Source organism: Oceanobacillus sp. CAU 1775 (assembly GCF_054482815.1).
The window spans coordinates 1-16,605 of the sequence record NZ_JBTLRO010000013.1 but is presented as its reverse complement, the minus strand read 5'-3'; the positions used below and the strand labels follow the sequence as shown (position 1 = coordinate 16,605).

General features: G+C 37.0%; 16 protein-coding genes, 1 rRNA gene and 1 other annotated feature. All 17 genes read right to left on the bottom strand.

Features of this window, described 5'->3' with window-relative positions:
• Positions 1-113: 113 nt before the first annotated feature.
• Positions 114-281, bottom strand: coding sequence for a preprotein translocase subunit SecE (secE, locus tag ACXYMZ_RS15895; RefSeq protein WP_458949392.1), 168 nt, complete (start codon positions 279-281; stop codon positions 114-116).
• Positions 282-312: 31 nt separating this feature from the next.
• Positions 313-462 carry a 50S ribosomal protein L33 gene (rpmG, locus tag ACXYMZ_RS15890; RefSeq protein WP_458949391.1) on the bottom strand — a complete coding sequence of 50 codons (150 nt, stop codon included), beginning with the start codon at positions 460-462 and terminating at the stop codon, positions 313-315.
• Between the two features lie 97 nt (positions 463-559).
• Positions 560-1,219, bottom strand: a complete 660-nt coding sequence (gene sigH / locus ACXYMZ_RS15885; RefSeq protein WP_458949390.1) for an RNA polymerase sporulation sigma factor SigH — start codon at positions 1,217-1,219, stop codon at positions 560-562.
• 398 nt (positions 1,220-1,617) lie between these two features.
• Entirely contained in the window at positions 1,618-2,127 is a 510-nt protein-coding gene (locus ACXYMZ_RS15880) for an NYN domain-containing protein (RefSeq protein WP_458949389.1), read from the bottom strand.
• A complete protein-coding gene (gene rlmB, locus ACXYMZ_RS15875) occupies positions 2,127-2,873 on the bottom strand; it encodes a 23S rRNA (guanosine(2251)-2'-O)-methyltransferase RlmB (protein WP_458949388.1) in 747 nt (248 codons plus the stop codon). The genes ACXYMZ_RS15880 and rlmB overlap by 1 nt, the downstream gene beginning before the upstream one ends.
• Complete coding sequence (locus tag ACXYMZ_RS15870) at positions 2,870-3,265, bottom strand: Mini-ribonuclease 3 (protein WP_458949387.1); 396 nt, start codon at positions 3,263-3,265, stop codon at positions 2,870-2,872. The genes rlmB and ACXYMZ_RS15870 overlap by 4 nt, the downstream gene beginning before the upstream one ends.
• A 7-nt stretch (positions 3,266-3,272) precedes the next feature.
• Positions 3,273-4,673 carry a cysteine--tRNA ligase gene (gene cysS, locus ACXYMZ_RS15865; protein ID WP_458949386.1) on the bottom strand — a complete coding sequence of 467 codons (1,401 nt, stop codon included), beginning with the start codon at positions 4,671-4,673 and terminating at the stop codon, positions 3,273-3,275.
• A gap of 3 nt (positions 4,674-4,676) precedes the next feature.
• Complete coding sequence (gene cysE, locus ACXYMZ_RS15860) at positions 4,677-5,363, bottom strand: serine O-acetyltransferase (protein WP_458949385.1); 687 nt, start codon at positions 5,361-5,363, stop codon at positions 4,677-4,679.
• A 214-nt stretch (positions 5,364-5,577) separates the two neighbouring features.
• Positions 5,578-5,804: a binding site (T-box leader), on the bottom strand.
• A 75-nt stretch (positions 5,805-5,879) separates the two neighbouring features.
• Positions 5,880-7,340: a glutamate--tRNA ligase gene (gene gltX, locus ACXYMZ_RS15855; protein ID WP_458949384.1), complete on the bottom strand. Its 1,461-nt coding sequence runs from the start codon at positions 7,338-7,340 to the stop codon at positions 5,880-5,882.
• Between the two features lie 354 nt (positions 7,341-7,694).
• Positions 7,695-8,792: a PIN domain-containing protein gene (locus ACXYMZ_RS15850; RefSeq protein WP_458949383.1), complete on the bottom strand. Its 1,098-nt coding sequence runs from the start codon at positions 8,790-8,792 to the stop codon at positions 7,695-7,697.
• Between the two features lie 119 nt (positions 8,793-8,911).
• Positions 8,912-10,285 carry a DNA repair protein RadA gene (gene radA / locus ACXYMZ_RS15845; RefSeq protein WP_458949382.1) on the bottom strand — a complete coding sequence of 458 codons (1,374 nt, stop codon included), beginning with the start codon at positions 10,283-10,285 and terminating at the stop codon, positions 8,912-8,914.
• A 160-nt stretch (positions 10,286-10,445) separates the two neighbouring features.
• Complete coding sequence (gene clpC / locus ACXYMZ_RS15840; protein ID WP_458949381.1) at positions 10,446-12,878, bottom strand: ATP-dependent protease ATP-binding subunit ClpC; 2,433 nt, start codon at positions 12,876-12,878, stop codon at positions 10,446-10,448.
• A gap of 14 nt (positions 12,879-12,892) precedes the next feature.
• Positions 12,893-13,954 (bottom strand): protein arginine kinase, encoded by a 1,062-nt coding sequence (locus ACXYMZ_RS15835; protein ID WP_458949380.1) that lies wholly within the window; start codon positions 13,952-13,954, stop codon positions 12,893-12,895.
• Positions 13,951-14,490, bottom strand: coding sequence for a UvrB/UvrC motif-containing protein (locus ACXYMZ_RS15830; RefSeq protein ID WP_458949379.1), 540 nt, complete (start codon positions 14,488-14,490; stop codon positions 13,951-13,953). Before ACXYMZ_RS15830 ends, ACXYMZ_RS15835 begins: the two co-directional genes overlap by 4 nt.
• Before the next feature lie 25 nt (positions 14,491-14,515).
• Positions 14,516-14,980, bottom strand: coding sequence for a CtsR family transcriptional regulator (locus tag ACXYMZ_RS15825; protein WP_458949378.1), 465 nt, complete (start codon positions 14,978-14,980; stop codon positions 14,516-14,518).
• Between the two features lie 311 nt (positions 14,981-15,291).
• Positions 15,292-15,969, bottom strand: a complete 678-nt coding sequence (locus tag ACXYMZ_RS15820) for an MgtC/SapB family protein (protein ID WP_458949468.1) — start codon at positions 15,967-15,969, stop codon at positions 15,292-15,294.
• A 514-nt stretch (positions 15,970-16,483) separates the two neighbouring features.
• Positions 16,484-16,599 (bottom strand): 5S ribosomal RNA (gene rrf, locus ACXYMZ_RS15815).
• Positions 16,600-16,605 lie beyond the last annotated feature (6 nt).

The window sequence follows — 16,605 nt, the reverse complement described above, 5'->3', positions numbered from 1 at the left end:
GCGCTTTAAGGCTAATTCATTTATTTCAACCAATATGAAAAACCCGTCTACTGCGGGCTTTCTTTAAAGGACATATTTATTTCTATATTATAGCACATATTTATCATAATTAATCAAAACAACTCTAGAATTTGCGATATTCCTAAGTCAACGATGAAGAAAAAGATAGCAACAAAGATTACAGTTGTTAGTACAATCAACGTATAACTTCTTAGCTCTTTAGCTGTTGGCCAGCTAACTTTTTTCATCTCTCTAGAAACATTCTTCAAGAATGTAAACATACTTGTACCCCCTAAGTCTACCTTAAGCCTACTACTTTGTTTCTTGGTGTAATGTATGCTGTCCACAATATTTACAGTATTTTTTTACTTCTAATCTTGTAGAAGAAGTGGATGCATTTTTATTTGTTGAATAATTTCTGTTTGCACACACAGAACATGCTAGTGTTATCTTATTACTCATTTTCTCACCCCTATATGAAGAGGGTATTTTTCCATCTAATAATGTAGCATGTTTTGACCCATTATGTCAATCTCACGATTATGCATATTCATAATAACTAGCCTAATTTAAGCTCATTTTCTTTCATTAATTGCTCTAATTTGCGCTTTACACGTTGTAAAGCGTTGTCGATTGATTTCACATGACGGTTTAGTTTTACAGAAATCTCTTGATAGGACTGTCCATCTAAGTATAGGTGTAAAACATTTCGCTCTAAACCGCTTAATAATTCTGATAATTTAAGTTCCATATCTACCAATTCTTCTTGGTTGACGAGTAATTCTTCTGGGTCCATTGATTTTACTTCTTCAATTACATCTAGCAAGGTGCGTTCAGATTCTTCATCAAAAATTGGCTTGTCTAGCGACACATAGGAGTTAAGTGGAGTGTGTTTTTGCCTTGTTGCGGTTTTAATAGCGGTGATTATTTGTCTAGTAATACATAATTCTGCGAAAGCTTTAAAAGAGGAGAGCTTTGTTTTGTCAAAATCTCGAATTGCTTTATAGAGTCCAATCATACCTTCTTGAATAATGTCTTCTCGATCTGCTCCAATTAAGAAATATGTTCTCGCCTTCCCTTGAACAAACCTACGATACCTATTAATTAAAAAGTCTAATGCTTGTTTATTTTCCTGATGAATTAAGTGGAGCAGTTCTTCATCATCAAGCAAATCTAAGTCTGTCTCATTTCTACTTATAAGTAGCTCGACTTCCACCAAGAATTACCCCCGTTCGTCATTGTTCATCTCTTTACTGCGTAATGGTAATTATAGCCAATGTCGCAACGTTCGTCAATATGTGAATTATCTTTTTTTTAGCACAAAGGCGTAAGCGCCCGTTCAGCGACGTACAAACTGCGCCCCACAGGACGTGGGGTGGTTCAACGTTGCTCATGACGATGTGGCGTTCTTAGTTGAACTTCCCCTTCTCTTTGAGATAAAGGAAACACGGCGAACGTAGTGAGTCGATAATGACTTATCGATTGAAGGAGTGCGAAGTTTGATCGCCGCTTTAGCGCTGGAGCCGGACGTGGCTATCTCTCAAGCACAAAGTTATCCACCGTCCATTAATTTTATATTTTCCTAGACAGTCAAAAAGGGAAAAGCTAGTAATTATCCTAACTTTCCCCTCTTCTCATTTTTTCAAATACTTCTAGAACGTCCTTATCAAAGTCAATTTTGGACTGTGGTCTGCTCTTCTGATGATGCTTGATCTGAATATTTATTTCTCTTTCCATATCTTCAATTTGAATCTTTAATTCTCTAGCAGACATTCTTAACGCACCAAGGGCAAAGATGGTGCGTTGTTCCTCATAGTCAGAAGTCGCTACATGTACTTGTGTTTTTACATTTTTTAATTTCTTAATTAATCCCTCGATATGCTCATCCGCAGTTTCTTTTTCTTTTGTATAAATCACTTCTACTTTGGATTGTTCATATTTATTCGCTTTTCCACGAATTTCATACGCATCAAAAACGACGATTACTCTATTGCCATAATACGCTTGGTACTCCGCCATCAATTCTACCAAGCGATCACGAGCCTGAGCCATGTCTTGATCTCTTAAGACCTGGAGTTCAGGCCAATCACCGATGATGTTATAGCCATCGACGAGTAGAACATTCATTATCCCTCACCTAAAGGATGGCGCTTTCGGTAAACTTCATATAATAAAAGGCTACATGCTACAGATGCATTTAAAGAAGAGACTTGTCCACTCATTGGTAGACTTACTGTCCAATCACATTTTTCTCTCACAAGTCTTGAAATTCCCTTACCTTCATTTCCGATAACAACTGCAATTGGAAGCGTGCCATCTAAACGGCGATAGTCCTCTGTTGCTTCTCCTTCTGTTCCCACTACCCATACATGCTTGTCCTTCAATTCATCAATTGTCTTTGCGATGTTTGTCACTCTTACTACTGGAACATGCTCGATTGCCCCTGCTGCGGTTTTGGCGACTGTTGCTGTCAAACCAACCGAGCGACGTTTTGGAATAATAACGCCATGTGCCCCTGTCGCATCAGCGGTTCGAAGGATAGAGCCGAGATTATGTGGATCTTCAAGCTCATCTAAAATAATAAAAAATGGTGCTTCACCTTTCGAATCTGCTATGGAAAATAATTGGTCTAGCGTACCGTAATCATAAGAGGCAACATATGCAATTATTCCTTGATGGTTGCCATCTGACATAGAATCAAGCTTGTTCTTTGGAACCTTTTGTACAACTGTTCCTGCTTCTCTCGCTAACTGTTGTAGCTTTTTGACTGTATTTGGATTTAGATGTTCTGATGCAAATACTTTGTTCACGGACCGTCCTGAACTTAGAGCTTCAAATACAGGGTTTTTTCCCATTATCATTTCTTCACTCATTCTGCTCTTCCTTTCTCTATAGCTACAACAGCAGCTTCCATTAATTCGTACAGTCTTTCTTCATCTTTATTTAAATAATGATACCCTAATAAAGTTTCAAAGCCTGTACTATAGCGATAGGTTTGAATACTAATATTTTTAGGGATGGATCCTGACTTTGCGTTTCTACCGCGACCTACAATGCGTTTTTCCTCTTCAGAAAGCATATCAGAATCCAACCATTGTAAAAGTACAGCTGCTTGCCCTCTTGCAGAGACAAAGTGAATAGCCTCTTGATGCAATACATGTGGTTTCACTTGCCCTTTATTTAATAAATATTCTCGTATATAGACTTCATAAACAGCATCACCCATGTATGCGAGTGCTAAGCTTTTCATTTGTTTTACATTCATGCTTTACTCAGCCTCTTTTCCAGCGAACCCCTTGAGCGGTATCTTCCAGAACAATCGATTGTTCCTTCAACATATCTCTAATTTCGTCTGCTCGTTGGAAATCGCGGTTTTTTCTGGCTGTATTTCTTTCTTCGATAAGCGCTTCAATTTCTTCATCAAGTAATTCTGATTCTACTGCTATTTTTATACCTAATACTTCAAGTAAATCAGCAATCGACTCTTGAAATGCTTCAATGACAATTGTTGATGTTTGAGCTTCGTTTAGGTAAATATTCGCTTCTTTTGCTAAATCAAATAAAACAGATATTGCATTTGCCGTGTTAAAATCATCATCCATTTCATGTTCAAATTTCAAACTTAGATTTGCGATTTTTTCTACCCATTCTTCTTCATTCTTTGCAAGATCAAGGCTAGTCGCTTTACGGTGTTCTAAATTATGGTAAGCTGTCTCAATTCGCTCTAAACTGTTTTTCGCGCTTTCCAATAATTCTTCAGTAAAATTAATTGGGTGTCGATAATGCACACTTAGCATAAAGAAACGAAGGACTCTTGGATCATGCTCTGCAATTAATTCTCTTGTTAATACAAAGTTTCCAAGGGATTTTGACATTTTTTCATTATCAATATTGATATAACCATTATGCATCCAATAATTTGCGAAAGTCTTTCCATTCCCTGCTTCAGACTGGGCAATTTCATTTTCATGGTGTGGGAAGGTTAAATCCTGTCCACCCGCATGAATATCAATCGTATCTCCTAGATACTTTTTAGCCATTGCAGAACATTCAATATGCCAGCCTGGTCGGCCTTCTCCCCAAGGGGATTCCCATGCGATTTCTCCATCCTTTGCCTTTTTCCAAAGAGCAAAGTCGAGCGGGTCTTCTTTTTTCTCTCCTACTTGAATTCTTGCTCCAGCTCGGAGCTCATCAATCGATTGCTGGGAAAGCTTGCCATATCCTTCAAAGCCGCGTGGTCTAAAGTATACATCACCATCTGCTTCATATGCATGACCTTTTTCGACAAGAACTTTAACAAAATCAATAATTTCATCCATCGTATCCATCACTCGTGGATGATGAGTTGCTTCTTTTACACCTAAAGCTCCAACATCTTCAAGATAGGCGTTAATAAAACGATCAGCAACTTCAGGTACTTCTTCTTTTAATTCTTTTGCAGCATTAATTATTTTATCATCAACATCTGTAAAGTTTAATACATAATCTACTTCATAATCTTTATATTCAAAGTAACGTCTAACGGTATCAAAAACAATTGCTGGTCTTGCGTTTCCTATATGAATATAATTATATACTGTTGGTCCGCAGACATACATCTTTACCTTATTTTCCTCAATTGGTTTGAATGTTTCTTTATTTCTAGTAAGCGTATTATAAATTTTTATCGACATCTTTTAATTGCTCCTTTCTTTCAACAACTTTATTTCTTCTTTCAATAGATCTATTTCTTTTTGTAATTCATCACATCGATCATTAATAGGGTCAGGTAGTTTATGATGATCCAAATCTCTTCTCACCTTTTCACCATCCTGGATGACAACTCGACCTGGAACTCCTACAACAGTTGAATTTGCTGGTACATCTTTTAATACAACAGAACCTCCACCAACTTTGGAATTTTCCCCGATGGTAATGGAACCAAGTATTTTAGCTCCTGTCGCAATTAATGCATTGTCTTTTACTGTCGGATGACGCTTCCCTTTTTCTTTACCTGTTCCACCAAGTGTGACGCCTTGGTAAATCGTAACATCATTTCCGATTTCGCAGGTTTCACCGATAACGACGCCCATTCCATGGTCAATAAATAAACGTCTACCTATCTTGGCTCCTGGGTGTATTTCAATCCCTGTAAAGAACCGACTAATTTGCGAAATAGCACGAGCTAAAAAATACAAGCGTTTATTAAAGAAGGCGTGTGCAATTCTATGTGACCATACAGCATGCAGACCGGAATAAGTTAAGAAAACTTCTAAATAAGTTCGCGCTGCTGGATCTTGTTCGAACACAACATCCATATCTTCTTTCATACGAGAAAAGAATCCCATTGCTTCTCCCCACCTTTCTAAAGTTCTAAGGCGCAAGCGCCCGTTTAGCGACGTACAAACTGTAGCACTTCGCAATGAGATATAGGAAACACGGCGAGGTACGAACCGATGTTGACTTATCGATTGGAGGAGTGTGAAGTTTGATAGTCGTTGGGCGCTGGAGCCGGATGTGGCCCTACCACAAAAGATAGCTAAAACATGTAACTTTTACAAAAACCAACCAATTAAAAAATACGCCTCTGTATATGAATACAGAGACGCATTTATGCGCGGTTCCACTCTGTTTGAAGAAACAAATGTCCCTTCCAACTTGTGCTCTTGTTAACGGTAGAGTCCCGCTACTATGTACTTAAAAAACATTTTCCATAGTAGACTCAAAGGGGCACTTCAGAAGTATTGCTTAAAATCACTTTCAGCCAAGGTGATTCTCTCTGTGTGAGCAATTTTCTTCTTACTTTCCCTTATCAACGTTCAAATATATGTTATTACTATATTACAGTTTTTACGTTTTGTGAACTATTTAGCATTTATTTTTTCTTCAAATGATACAGATTATAATTCACCCAAAAGTTTATCTAAGCGGTTTAGGATGACTTCTTTTCCTAGTAACTCAATTGCAAATGGAAGCTCTGGTCCATGCATTTGGCCTGTAGTTGCGACGCGGATTGGCATGAATAGTTTCTTTCCTTTATGCCCAGTTGCTTTTTGTGTTGCTTTGATCTGAGCTTTAATTTCATCCTTTGAAAAATCCTCTAATGCACTTAAGTTTTCTTTAAATGCTTGTAAAACTTCTGGTACTTGTTCTTCTTTCAATACTGCCATGTTTTCTTCGTCATAAGAAATTTCTTCTGTAAAGAATAACTCTGTTAGTTCTACAATTTCATAACCGAAACGCAGTTGTTCATGGTAAAGTGCAATCACATTTTCCGCCCATGTCCGTTTTTCTTCATCCATATCAGCCGGTAGTTTTCCAGCTTCAATAAGATGTGGCATAGCAAGTTCAATCACTTTGTCTAACTCTAATGCTTTAATATATTCCCCATTCATCCATTGCAACTTTTGTTGATCAAAGATTGCTGGAGAAGTAGATAAACGTGCTGGGTCAAAGATCTCGATCAATTTTTCTTTATCGAATATTTCTTCCTCGCCAACAGGAGACCAGCCTAATAAGCTAATAAAGTTAAACATTGCTTCTGGTAGGAAGCCAAGATTACGGTATTGTTCAATGAACTGTAAAATATGCTCATCACGTTTACTTAATTTTTTACGATTTTCATTTAATATTAATGTCATATGGCCATAAGTTGGCGCTTCCCAATCAAATGCATCATAGATCATCATTTGCTTCGGCGTGTTAGAAATATGTTCTTCCCCGCGTAGTACATGAGTAATGTTCATCAAATGATCATCGATTGCTACAGCAAAGTTATAGGTTGGGATACCATTCTTTTTAACGATTACCCAATCACCAAAGTCACTTGATTCAAAAGTGATATCTTTTCGAACCAAATCATTAAAAGTATATGTTACTCCTTCAGGTACTCGGAAACGAATACTTGGAAGTCTTCCTTCTGCTTCAAATGCAGTGATTTGTTCTTCTGTTAAATCACGGTGGGCACCAGAATACTTCGGAACTTGACCTTTGGCTTTCTGTGCTTCACGTTCCTCTTCTAGTTCTTCTTCTGTCATGTAACATTTATAAGCAAGTCCGCGTTCTAATAGGTCATCCGTGTATTTTTTATAAATATCAAGGCGTTCTGTTTGTCTGTATGGTCCATAATCTCCACCAACATCTGGACCTTCTTCCCAATTAACACCTAGCCATTTCAAATATTTTAACTGGCTTTCTTCGCCTCCTGGGACATTTCGTTTTTCATCTGTATCTTCCGTACGTATAATAAATTTTCCATTAAAATGCTTTGCATATAAATAATTGAACATTGCCGTTCTTGCATTACCGATATGCAATTGACCTGTTGGGCTTGGTGCATAACGTACCCTTACCTCCGTCATATTGCTTCCCCTCTTTTCTGTTAGTAAAAAAACCTGTATTCAGTTAAGTTAAATTGCTGTTAAAAATTAATGTTGATTTAGTTATACAACCACGCTGCAGAAATATACTACGCTTTCCGCGGGCTTGCGCTGAGCCTCCTCGAGAAAATCGCTCTCCGGGGTCTCATCGTCTTCGCTTTCCCGCTGGAGTCTCCGTATATTTCTTCCGCTGAATGTGTTATTTCATCAGTCTATTTGGATGACTAGCTAATACAAACACCAACAATTAGCTTTAACAAATTCTAAGTAAAAGAAAAGTGACAACAGAATATGTCATCACTCGTAAGATGATATCCTTTATAAGTTATACGCTTTTTATAGTGCTTTTTCAAGTGATTTTGGTTTTGCAAAGATCATTCTACCGGCTGATGTTTGTAAAACGCTCGTAATCACGACTTCAATTGTTTTTCCAATATAATTACGGCCTTCTTCAACAACAATCATCGTGCCATCATCAAGATATGCAATTCCTTGCTTCTGTTCTTTCCCGTCTTTAATTACCTGTACAACTAATTCTTCACCAGGTAATACAACAGGTTTTACAGCGTTAGCAAGGTCGTTGATATTTAGGACAGGAACATTTTGCAAATCACATACTTTATTTAGGTTAAAGTCATTCGTTACAACGATACCATTACTTACTTTCGCTAATTTCACTAATTTACTATCTACTTCCGCGATCTCTTCAAAATCACCTTCGTAAATTTCTACTTTAACTGGTAATTCTTTTTGAATTCGATTCAATACATCCAGTCCACGCCTGCCACGGTTTCTTTTTAGCGCATCAGAAGAGTCAGCAATATGTTGTAATTCGCCTAGTACAAACTGTGGAATTACTAAGGTACCTTCTAAGAATCCTGTACTACATATATCTGCAATTCTTCCATCGATAATAACACTCGTATCTAAAATCTTTGGCTTTGGTAGCTCTATTTCTCCGTCTGCTTCATTTGCATTTGATCCTTTTTGTCTATCTTTTTTACCTGCTCTTAATAGATTCGTGAATTCTTCTTTCCTACGAAATCCAACTCTAAAACCTAGATAACCAAGAGCAATTGTAATGAAAATTGGTAAAACTTGCGAGAATATTTGTATATTAACATCTTGAAGTGGCATTGTTCCTAAATAAGCAATAATAAGACCGACAATCATACCAACACTACCGAACAGTAAATCCATTACAGGTAGCTTGATTAGCGTGTCTTCTAACCATTTAAAGAAGTTCACAATATAATCTGCGACAAAATAAGATAGTAAAAATAAAATAATTGCACCAAGAGCCATGCCTAGGTATGGATTTGCTAACCAACTAATACCTTCAAGATTTAATAATTCAACGAAAACAGGAATATAAACAAATCCGATTGATCCACCTAATATGATTAAAAAGATATGAACTATTTTCTTAAGCATCTCTTCACCTCCTATTAATATTATTACCTATATTTTTTAAATATAATCCTCGTATTAAAGAATGCTAACTAACTTGTCTATTAATTGTTTATAGTATAACAGAATTATCTATAAATGTACTATCGAGCAAGCCCTATATCTAAGGCTTCTTGCACAGTCGAAACACCAACGACTTCGATATCTTTTGGAATCGTCCAACCATCTAGATTATTCTTCGGACAAATCACACGGCCAAAGCCTAATTTCGCTGCTTCTTGTACGCGTTGCTCAATCCTTGAAACTCTTCTAATTTCTCCTGTCAAACCTACTTCTCCAATAAAAATATCTCTTGGCTCTGTTGGTTGATCTCTAAAACTCGACGCAATACTAATTGCAATTGCCAAATCAATTGCGGGTTCGTCTAACTTCACTCCACCAGCTACCTTGATATAAGCATCTTGATTCTGGAGCATGAAGCCAACTCTTTTTTCTAGAACAGCCATAATAAGGGGCACACGATTATGGTCAATTCCAGTTGCCATTCTTCGTGGATTCCCAAAACTAGACGGCGAAATTAGTGCTTGAATTTCAACAAGAACTGGACGTGTTCCTTCCATGGAAGCTACAACAGTTGAACCAGCTGCTCCCGCTGTCCGTTCCTCTAAGAAAATTTCTGAAGCATTTAACACTTCTTGTAATCCTTTTTCCTTCATTTCAAAAATACCCATTTCATTCGTACTTCCAAAACGATTTTTTACCCCACGTAAAATTCGATATGTATGATGGCGTTCGCCTTCAAAATAAAGTACCGCATCAACCATATGCTCTAATATTCTCGGGCCTGCAATAGAGCCTTCTTTTGTTACATGTCCAACAATAAAAATACTTATATTTTTTGTTTTTGCAATTCGCATCAGTTCACTCGTACATTCTCGCACCTGTGAAACACTTCCTGGGGCACTTGTAACTTCTTCCCTATACATTGTCTGAATGGAATCAATAACGACTAGCTCAGGATTTAATTCATCTATTTGATGACTAATATCTTGAAGATTTGTCTCACTTAAAACATAGAGCTCATCTTCATTTACATCTAATCTTTCTGCACGAAGCTTTGTTTGACGTGTTGATTCCTCACCAGAAACATATAAAACTGGCATTCCTTTTCTGGCAATTTGAGAGGAAATTTGCAGGATTAAAGTAGACTTCCCAATTCCAGGATCCCCACCAATTAATACAAGTGAACCAGGAACAATTCCACCACCAAGTACACGGTTAAATTCTCGCATTTCGGTTGTAATTCTTGGTTCCTTTTGTGATTCAAGAGCAGAGATTTTCTCTGGTTTACTAACTGTTTTTGTACCCTTACTCACTAAGTGTCTGCTGCCAGTGCCACGAGCTTGGACTTCTTCAACCATTGTATTCCAGTTTGAACAACCTGGACATTTCCCCATCCATTTGGCTGATTCATAGCCACAATCTTGGCAGACAAACTTATTGGTTCTTTTTGCCAATCCGCATCACTCCTTACTTCTTATTATAAATGAAAATTAAAGGAATATTGTTACATTCATCTATCAAATTTCGAGTTTTTTTGACATATTTATGCCACATACAATTTCTTTGTAAGAAAAGCTAGAAGAAATCATTCTTCTAGCTTTCTAACTACATTTTTTATTTTAAAATAATAAACTCACCTTTATTATTTAAGCCAACTTTAACTTTTTGACCTTTTTTAATTGTACCTTTGAGTAATTCCTCTGAAAGCAGGTTTTCAATATTTTGTTGGATTGAACGACGCAATGGTCTTGCTCCATACTCAGGGTCAAAGCCTTCGTTAGCAATCTTTTCAATCGATTTATCTGTAAGAGACAAGTCAATTTCCTGATCGGCAAGTCGTTTCTTCAACTCTTCTAACATAAGAACAACAATATCTTTCATATGCTTCTTCTCAAGTGAGTGGAAGACAATTGTTTCGTCAATACGGTTAAGGAACTCTGGACGGAATACTTTCTTCAATTCATCCATAACTTTCGATTTCATATCTTTATGCTGTTGATCACCATCAGCGATATTAAATCCAACGAATTTATTACGCTTTAACTCACTTGCACCAACGTTTGAAGTCATAATGATTACTGTGTTACGGAAATCAACTAGTCTACCTTTTGAGTCTGTTAAACGACCATCTTCTAAAACTTGTAATAAGATATTGAAGACTTCTGGATGCGCTTTTTCAACTTCATCAAGCAGAATAACAGAATACGGTTTACGACGTACTTTTTCCGTCAGCTGTCCGCCTTCCTCATAGCCAACATACCCTGGAGGAGAACCAACTAATCTTGCTGTTGAATGTCTTTCCATAAACTCAGACATATCTACACGAATCATCGCATCCTCATCGGCAAACATTACTTCTGCTAAGGCACGCGCTAATTCTGTTTTACCAACACCTGTAGGTCCTAGGAAAATAAATGAACCAATTGGACGCTTCGGATCTTTTAGTCCTGAACGTGCACGGCGAATAGCTCTAGAAACAGCATTCACTGCTTCTTCCTGACCGATTAAGCGATTATGAAGGATTTCTTCCATATTCAAGAGTCGTTGACTTTCATCTTTCGTCAATTTAGCTACTGGTACACCAGTCCAAATCGAAACAACACTCGCAATGTCTTCAACAGTTACCTCTGAATCCATTTGACCTTGTTTTTCTTTCCATTCATCTTTCGTTTTCTCTAACTCTTCACGATATTTTTGCTCCGTGTCGCGTAAGGAAGCTGCTGTTTCAAATTCCTGACTTTGGACAGCTGCATCTTTTTCTTTTCTTACTTCTTCAAGCTTCTGTTCCAATTCTTTTAGATTCGGTGGAATGGTATAAGAATGAAGACGAACTTTCGAACCCGCCTCATCAATTAAATCAATTGCTTTATCTGGTAAAAAGCGATCTGTAATATAGCGATCAGATAAAGTTGCAGCTGCTTCAATTGCTTCATCTGTAATTGTTACACGGTGGTGTGCTTCATAACGATCTCGAAGTCCACCTAAAATTTGAATCGTTTCTTCAACAGATGGTTCGTCTACTTGGATCGGCTGAAAACGACGCTCAAGCGCTGCATCTTTTTCGATATATTTACGATACTCATCAATTGTAGTAGCACCAATACACTGAAGTTCTCCTCTTGCTAAGGAAGGTTTTAAAATATTCGAAGCGTCAATTGCACCTTCTGCTCCACCTGCACCAATTAATGTATGCAATTCATCAATAAATAGAATAATATTGCCTGCTTGGCGAATCTCTTCCATTACTTTTTTCAAGCGATCCTCGAATTCTCCGCGATATTTCGTTCCAGCTACAACCGTACCCATATCAAGGGTCATCACTCGTTTATCGCGTAAAATTTCCGGAATTTCGTTATCTACAATCTGCTGTGCTAAACCTTCTGCTACAGCCGTTTTCCCAACACCTGGTTCCCCAATAAGTACTGGGTTGTTCTTTGTACGGCGACTAAGTACTTGAATCACACGTTCAATTTCTTTTGAACGCCCGATAACTGGGTCAATTTTTCCCTCTTTAGCACTTACCGTTAAATCTCTCGCTAATGAATCTAAAGTTGGTGTATTCACATTTGACTGTTGTGCGCCGCCACGTGTGCGCCTTCCGCCTTGTGACTCATTGCTCCCAAGAAGCTTTAAAACTTGCTGACGTGCTTTATTTAAGCTTACACCAAGGTTATTAAGCACACGAGCTGCTACACCTTCACCCTCGCGAATTAAACCTAGTAGAATATGTTCTGTTCCTACATAAGAGTGACCTAATTTTCTCGCTTCATCTTGAGATAATTCAACAACTTTTTTCGCTCGTGGTGTGTAGTGAATTGTTTTCATTGGTTGTTTTCCAATTCCAATTAACTTTTCTACTTCTTCTTGAATTTTCGGTACCTCTGCTCCAAGTAACTGCAATGCTTTCGCAGCGATTCCGTCACCTTCACGTACAAGGCCTAGTAAAATATGTTCTGTTCCAATATTATTATGTCCTAATCGTACTGCTTCTTCTTGAGAGAGTGCGAGTACTTTTTGTGCTCTTTCCGTAAAACGTCCAAATAACATATTATCTCCCCCTCCTATTTTTCCAATTGGATTCTTTCTCTTATTAGAGTCGCACGGAATATATCGCGCTCTCTTGCTGTTAGTTTCTTATTTGCATAATGCTGTAAAAATCCAGGTTGTGTTAAAACCATTAATTCATTCAATATATTTTTAGATATATTTTCAATAATACCTAAGTCTATTCCTAAACGCACGCTAGAGATACATTTAGCAGCTTCCGTTGAGTCAATAATTCTACTATGTTGTAAAACACCATAAGCTCGATAAATACGGTCTTCTAAGGATAGTCCTAGATTATTAACAATATACCTACGAGCAAGCCGTTCTTGTTCAAGAAGTTGCTTCACAATACTCTCTAAATCATGCACAATATCATTTTCTGATTTTCCTAGCGTGATTTGATTCGACACTTGAAAAATATTTCCTAGTGACTCACTTCCTTCGCCATATATCCCGCGAACTACTAAGCCTAAGCGATTAATCACTGGAATCATTCGGTTGACTTGTTTTGTAAAAACTAAAGCAGGCAAATGCAACATAACAGAAGCCCGCATTCCTGTACCAACATTTGTTGGACAACTCGTTAAATAACCAGCCTTCTCATCAAAAGCATAATTCACCTTTTCTTCTATCCAATCATCCAATTCAAACGCTTTTTCCAATCCTTCTGTTAATTGATAACCAGGGAAATAAAGCTGAATACGCAAATGATCCTCTTCATTTATCATAATCGATACTTGCTCGTTTTCCGATATCAATACAGCTGATTCATGAAAGTTTTCAAGGTTTGGGCTTATTAAATGTTTTTCAATAAGCATACGCTTTTCAATTGGTGAGAGATCTTCCATCGAAATATATTTAAAATCCTTATGTTGATCGAAGGATTGACCAGCATATGCTTCTTTCATAAATTCATTTACTTTTGTTAATTCTGTTTCGTTCCCAAGAATAGGATAAGTCATATCTGCAAAGTTACGAGCTAAACGAATGCGACTACTTAGAACAATATCATTATCTGAACCTTCCTCACGCATCCAAGGGCTAAGTGCTTCATCTATAAAGTGCTCTAGCGTCATTCTTCATTCGCCCCCTTTGCCTTACCTTCCAATACTTTTATCTTATCTCTAATGGCGGCCGCTTCTTCAAAAGCCTCTTGCTCTACAAACCGCTGCATTTCTTTACGATAGGCTTCAACTTTTTTCTTCAATTTAATACTATCTCCAGAGCGTTTAGGTATTTTTCCCGTATGCTCTGTGTTACCCGAATGTACACGTTTTAAAATTGGTACAATTTGTTCTGAGAATGTGTCATAACATGAAGCACAACCAAACTTCCCAACCTGTCTAAATTCTTCAAATGTCATCTCACATTTGGGGCATTGTGCTTCTTTTCTCATCTGTTTCTCTTGAATCGACTTGGAACCAAGTTGCGATGTATCAATATTGAATAGACCAGTCAATAAGTCTTGTAAAGAATAATTATCATGCATTGCTTTGATGTTGCCCATTTCTTGTGCACATACCTCACATACATGAACTTCTTGTTTTTCACCATTCACTATTTGTTGAAAACGAATTGTTGCTGGTCGTTGTTGACATTCCTGACATTGCACTTGGTATCCCCCCTTTTTATCCGACTTAATGTAGATATTTTAAAGTATTCAGCATCGCAGAAAGTATGCGAGCACGTACTTCATCACGTACTGGTAATTGAAAAGCTAACGTATTTCGTTCCAAGGCACTAAACATTATTTTCTCTTCACGGGCTGTTATAATTTCATCTTCTCGCAGTCGTTCAAGTACATGAAGCGCTGCTTGCTGCGAAAGACTCGGATTTACCATCTTAATAATTTCATCGATCATTTCAGCCTTGTCTTGATGTTGGATACGGATAATTCGAATGTACCCGCCACCTCCACGCTTACTTTCTACTATATACCCTTTTTCACTAGTAAATCTCGTGTTTATGACATAATTTATTTGTGAAGGAACACATTGAAATTGATCCGCTATTTCACTACGTTTAATTTCAATTGTATTTTTACCTTTCGCTTGAAATACCTTCTTTAGATACTGTTCAATAACATCAGATATATTACTCATTTTCCCAACTCCCTTTTATGACATTTCACTGGTAATATCGAATCATCCACATAGGATGAATTCCAGTTTATGCCCTTATAAGCATATTCTTTAATTACTTACGAACAGAAATACTTAAGAGCCAGTCTTTTTTGACTTTGACTATCTTTGACTATGTTATTATTATACGTCAAATTTCTCTACTTGAAAAGTAAAACAAGCTATTATAGCATAGACGTTTTTTCAATAAACCAAACCCTACATGCTTAAACAATTAAAAATTGAAAAAACCTGCAAGTGAGTCGATCCTCACCTACAGGTTATCAATATCATTACTTTACAAATCTCGTTGCATGATTAACATACTCTAACTTAGAAATAGCTTCAAATAATCCAAGCAGCTTAATGTTTTCAATCGTATTCATTTTTATATACACCGCACGTAAATCACGCTCTAATTTTTCAACCTCAACATTTACGATGGTGATTTCATGCTTCTCTAGAATTTCAATGATTTCTGTAATTCGTAGTTCTTTTTCAATAACAATCTCAATCTGCATACTCTTTTTCTTTGATACAAACTTCTTCTCAAAACCATTTAATAGGACAAGGCTTACTAAGATTAAAATCGTTGTTACAACTGCTGGCCCATACATTCCAACACCAACTACCAATCCAATTCCAGCAACCGCCCAAATCGATGCTGCAGTAGTTAATCCCCGAATCGTACCACCATAAACGATAATTGTACCTGCACCTAGAAAACCAATCCCACTAATTACATAAGAAGGAATTCTTGCTGGATCAAAGCGGACATTATCATGTGCATCAATAAAATCTGTAAAACCATATAAGGACATTAACATCATTAAACATGCACCAAGTCCGACAAGGATATGCGTACGGAAGCCAGCTGAATGGTGGTTCCACTCGCGCTCAAAGCCAATTATCCCAGATAGTATCAATATAACAAATAATCTTATTAAAATTGTAGTAAAATTTTCATCCATTATTTCATTTAAAAATACCTCCACAGCCCAACCTCCCTTTCTAATGTATATTATTATATTCCCAAATGTATTAACATTATATCATCTAGTGGATTGTCCAACTTTATATTTATTAAATGAACTTTGTTTTTATTAAAATCTCATTGTAGCTTATTAGGTAGAGTGCTTCCATGGTAAGGAAGAGCTTATCGGTTCAAATTGAATATCTTGGTGTAAACATTATAGGTGGAGAAAGAGCATCATAAAATGCTGATGATGATTCGTGATAGGGGTAAAAGAAAAGCATAAAAGTCCTCTTAGTTTCAATAAAATCTATATGAGTTAGGTCGATTATCCAAAAACACTAGGGTAATTCTAACTGAATAAGTTAAAAGTAATTATATAAATAGAAAACACCGAAATAACTTATTACCTTTCTTATATATGTTCACATAAGACTAAAAGTAGTTCATACCAAAGTATTAAATTCCATTAAAAAAACAGTTTACAAATTAATGTAAACTGTTTTCTCTTTGCCTGGCGGCGTCCTACTCTCGCAGAGACAAAGTCTCAACTACCATCGGCGCTGGAAAGCTTAACTACTGTGTTCGGTATGGGAACAGGTGTGACCTTTCCGCCATCGCTACCAGACATGCT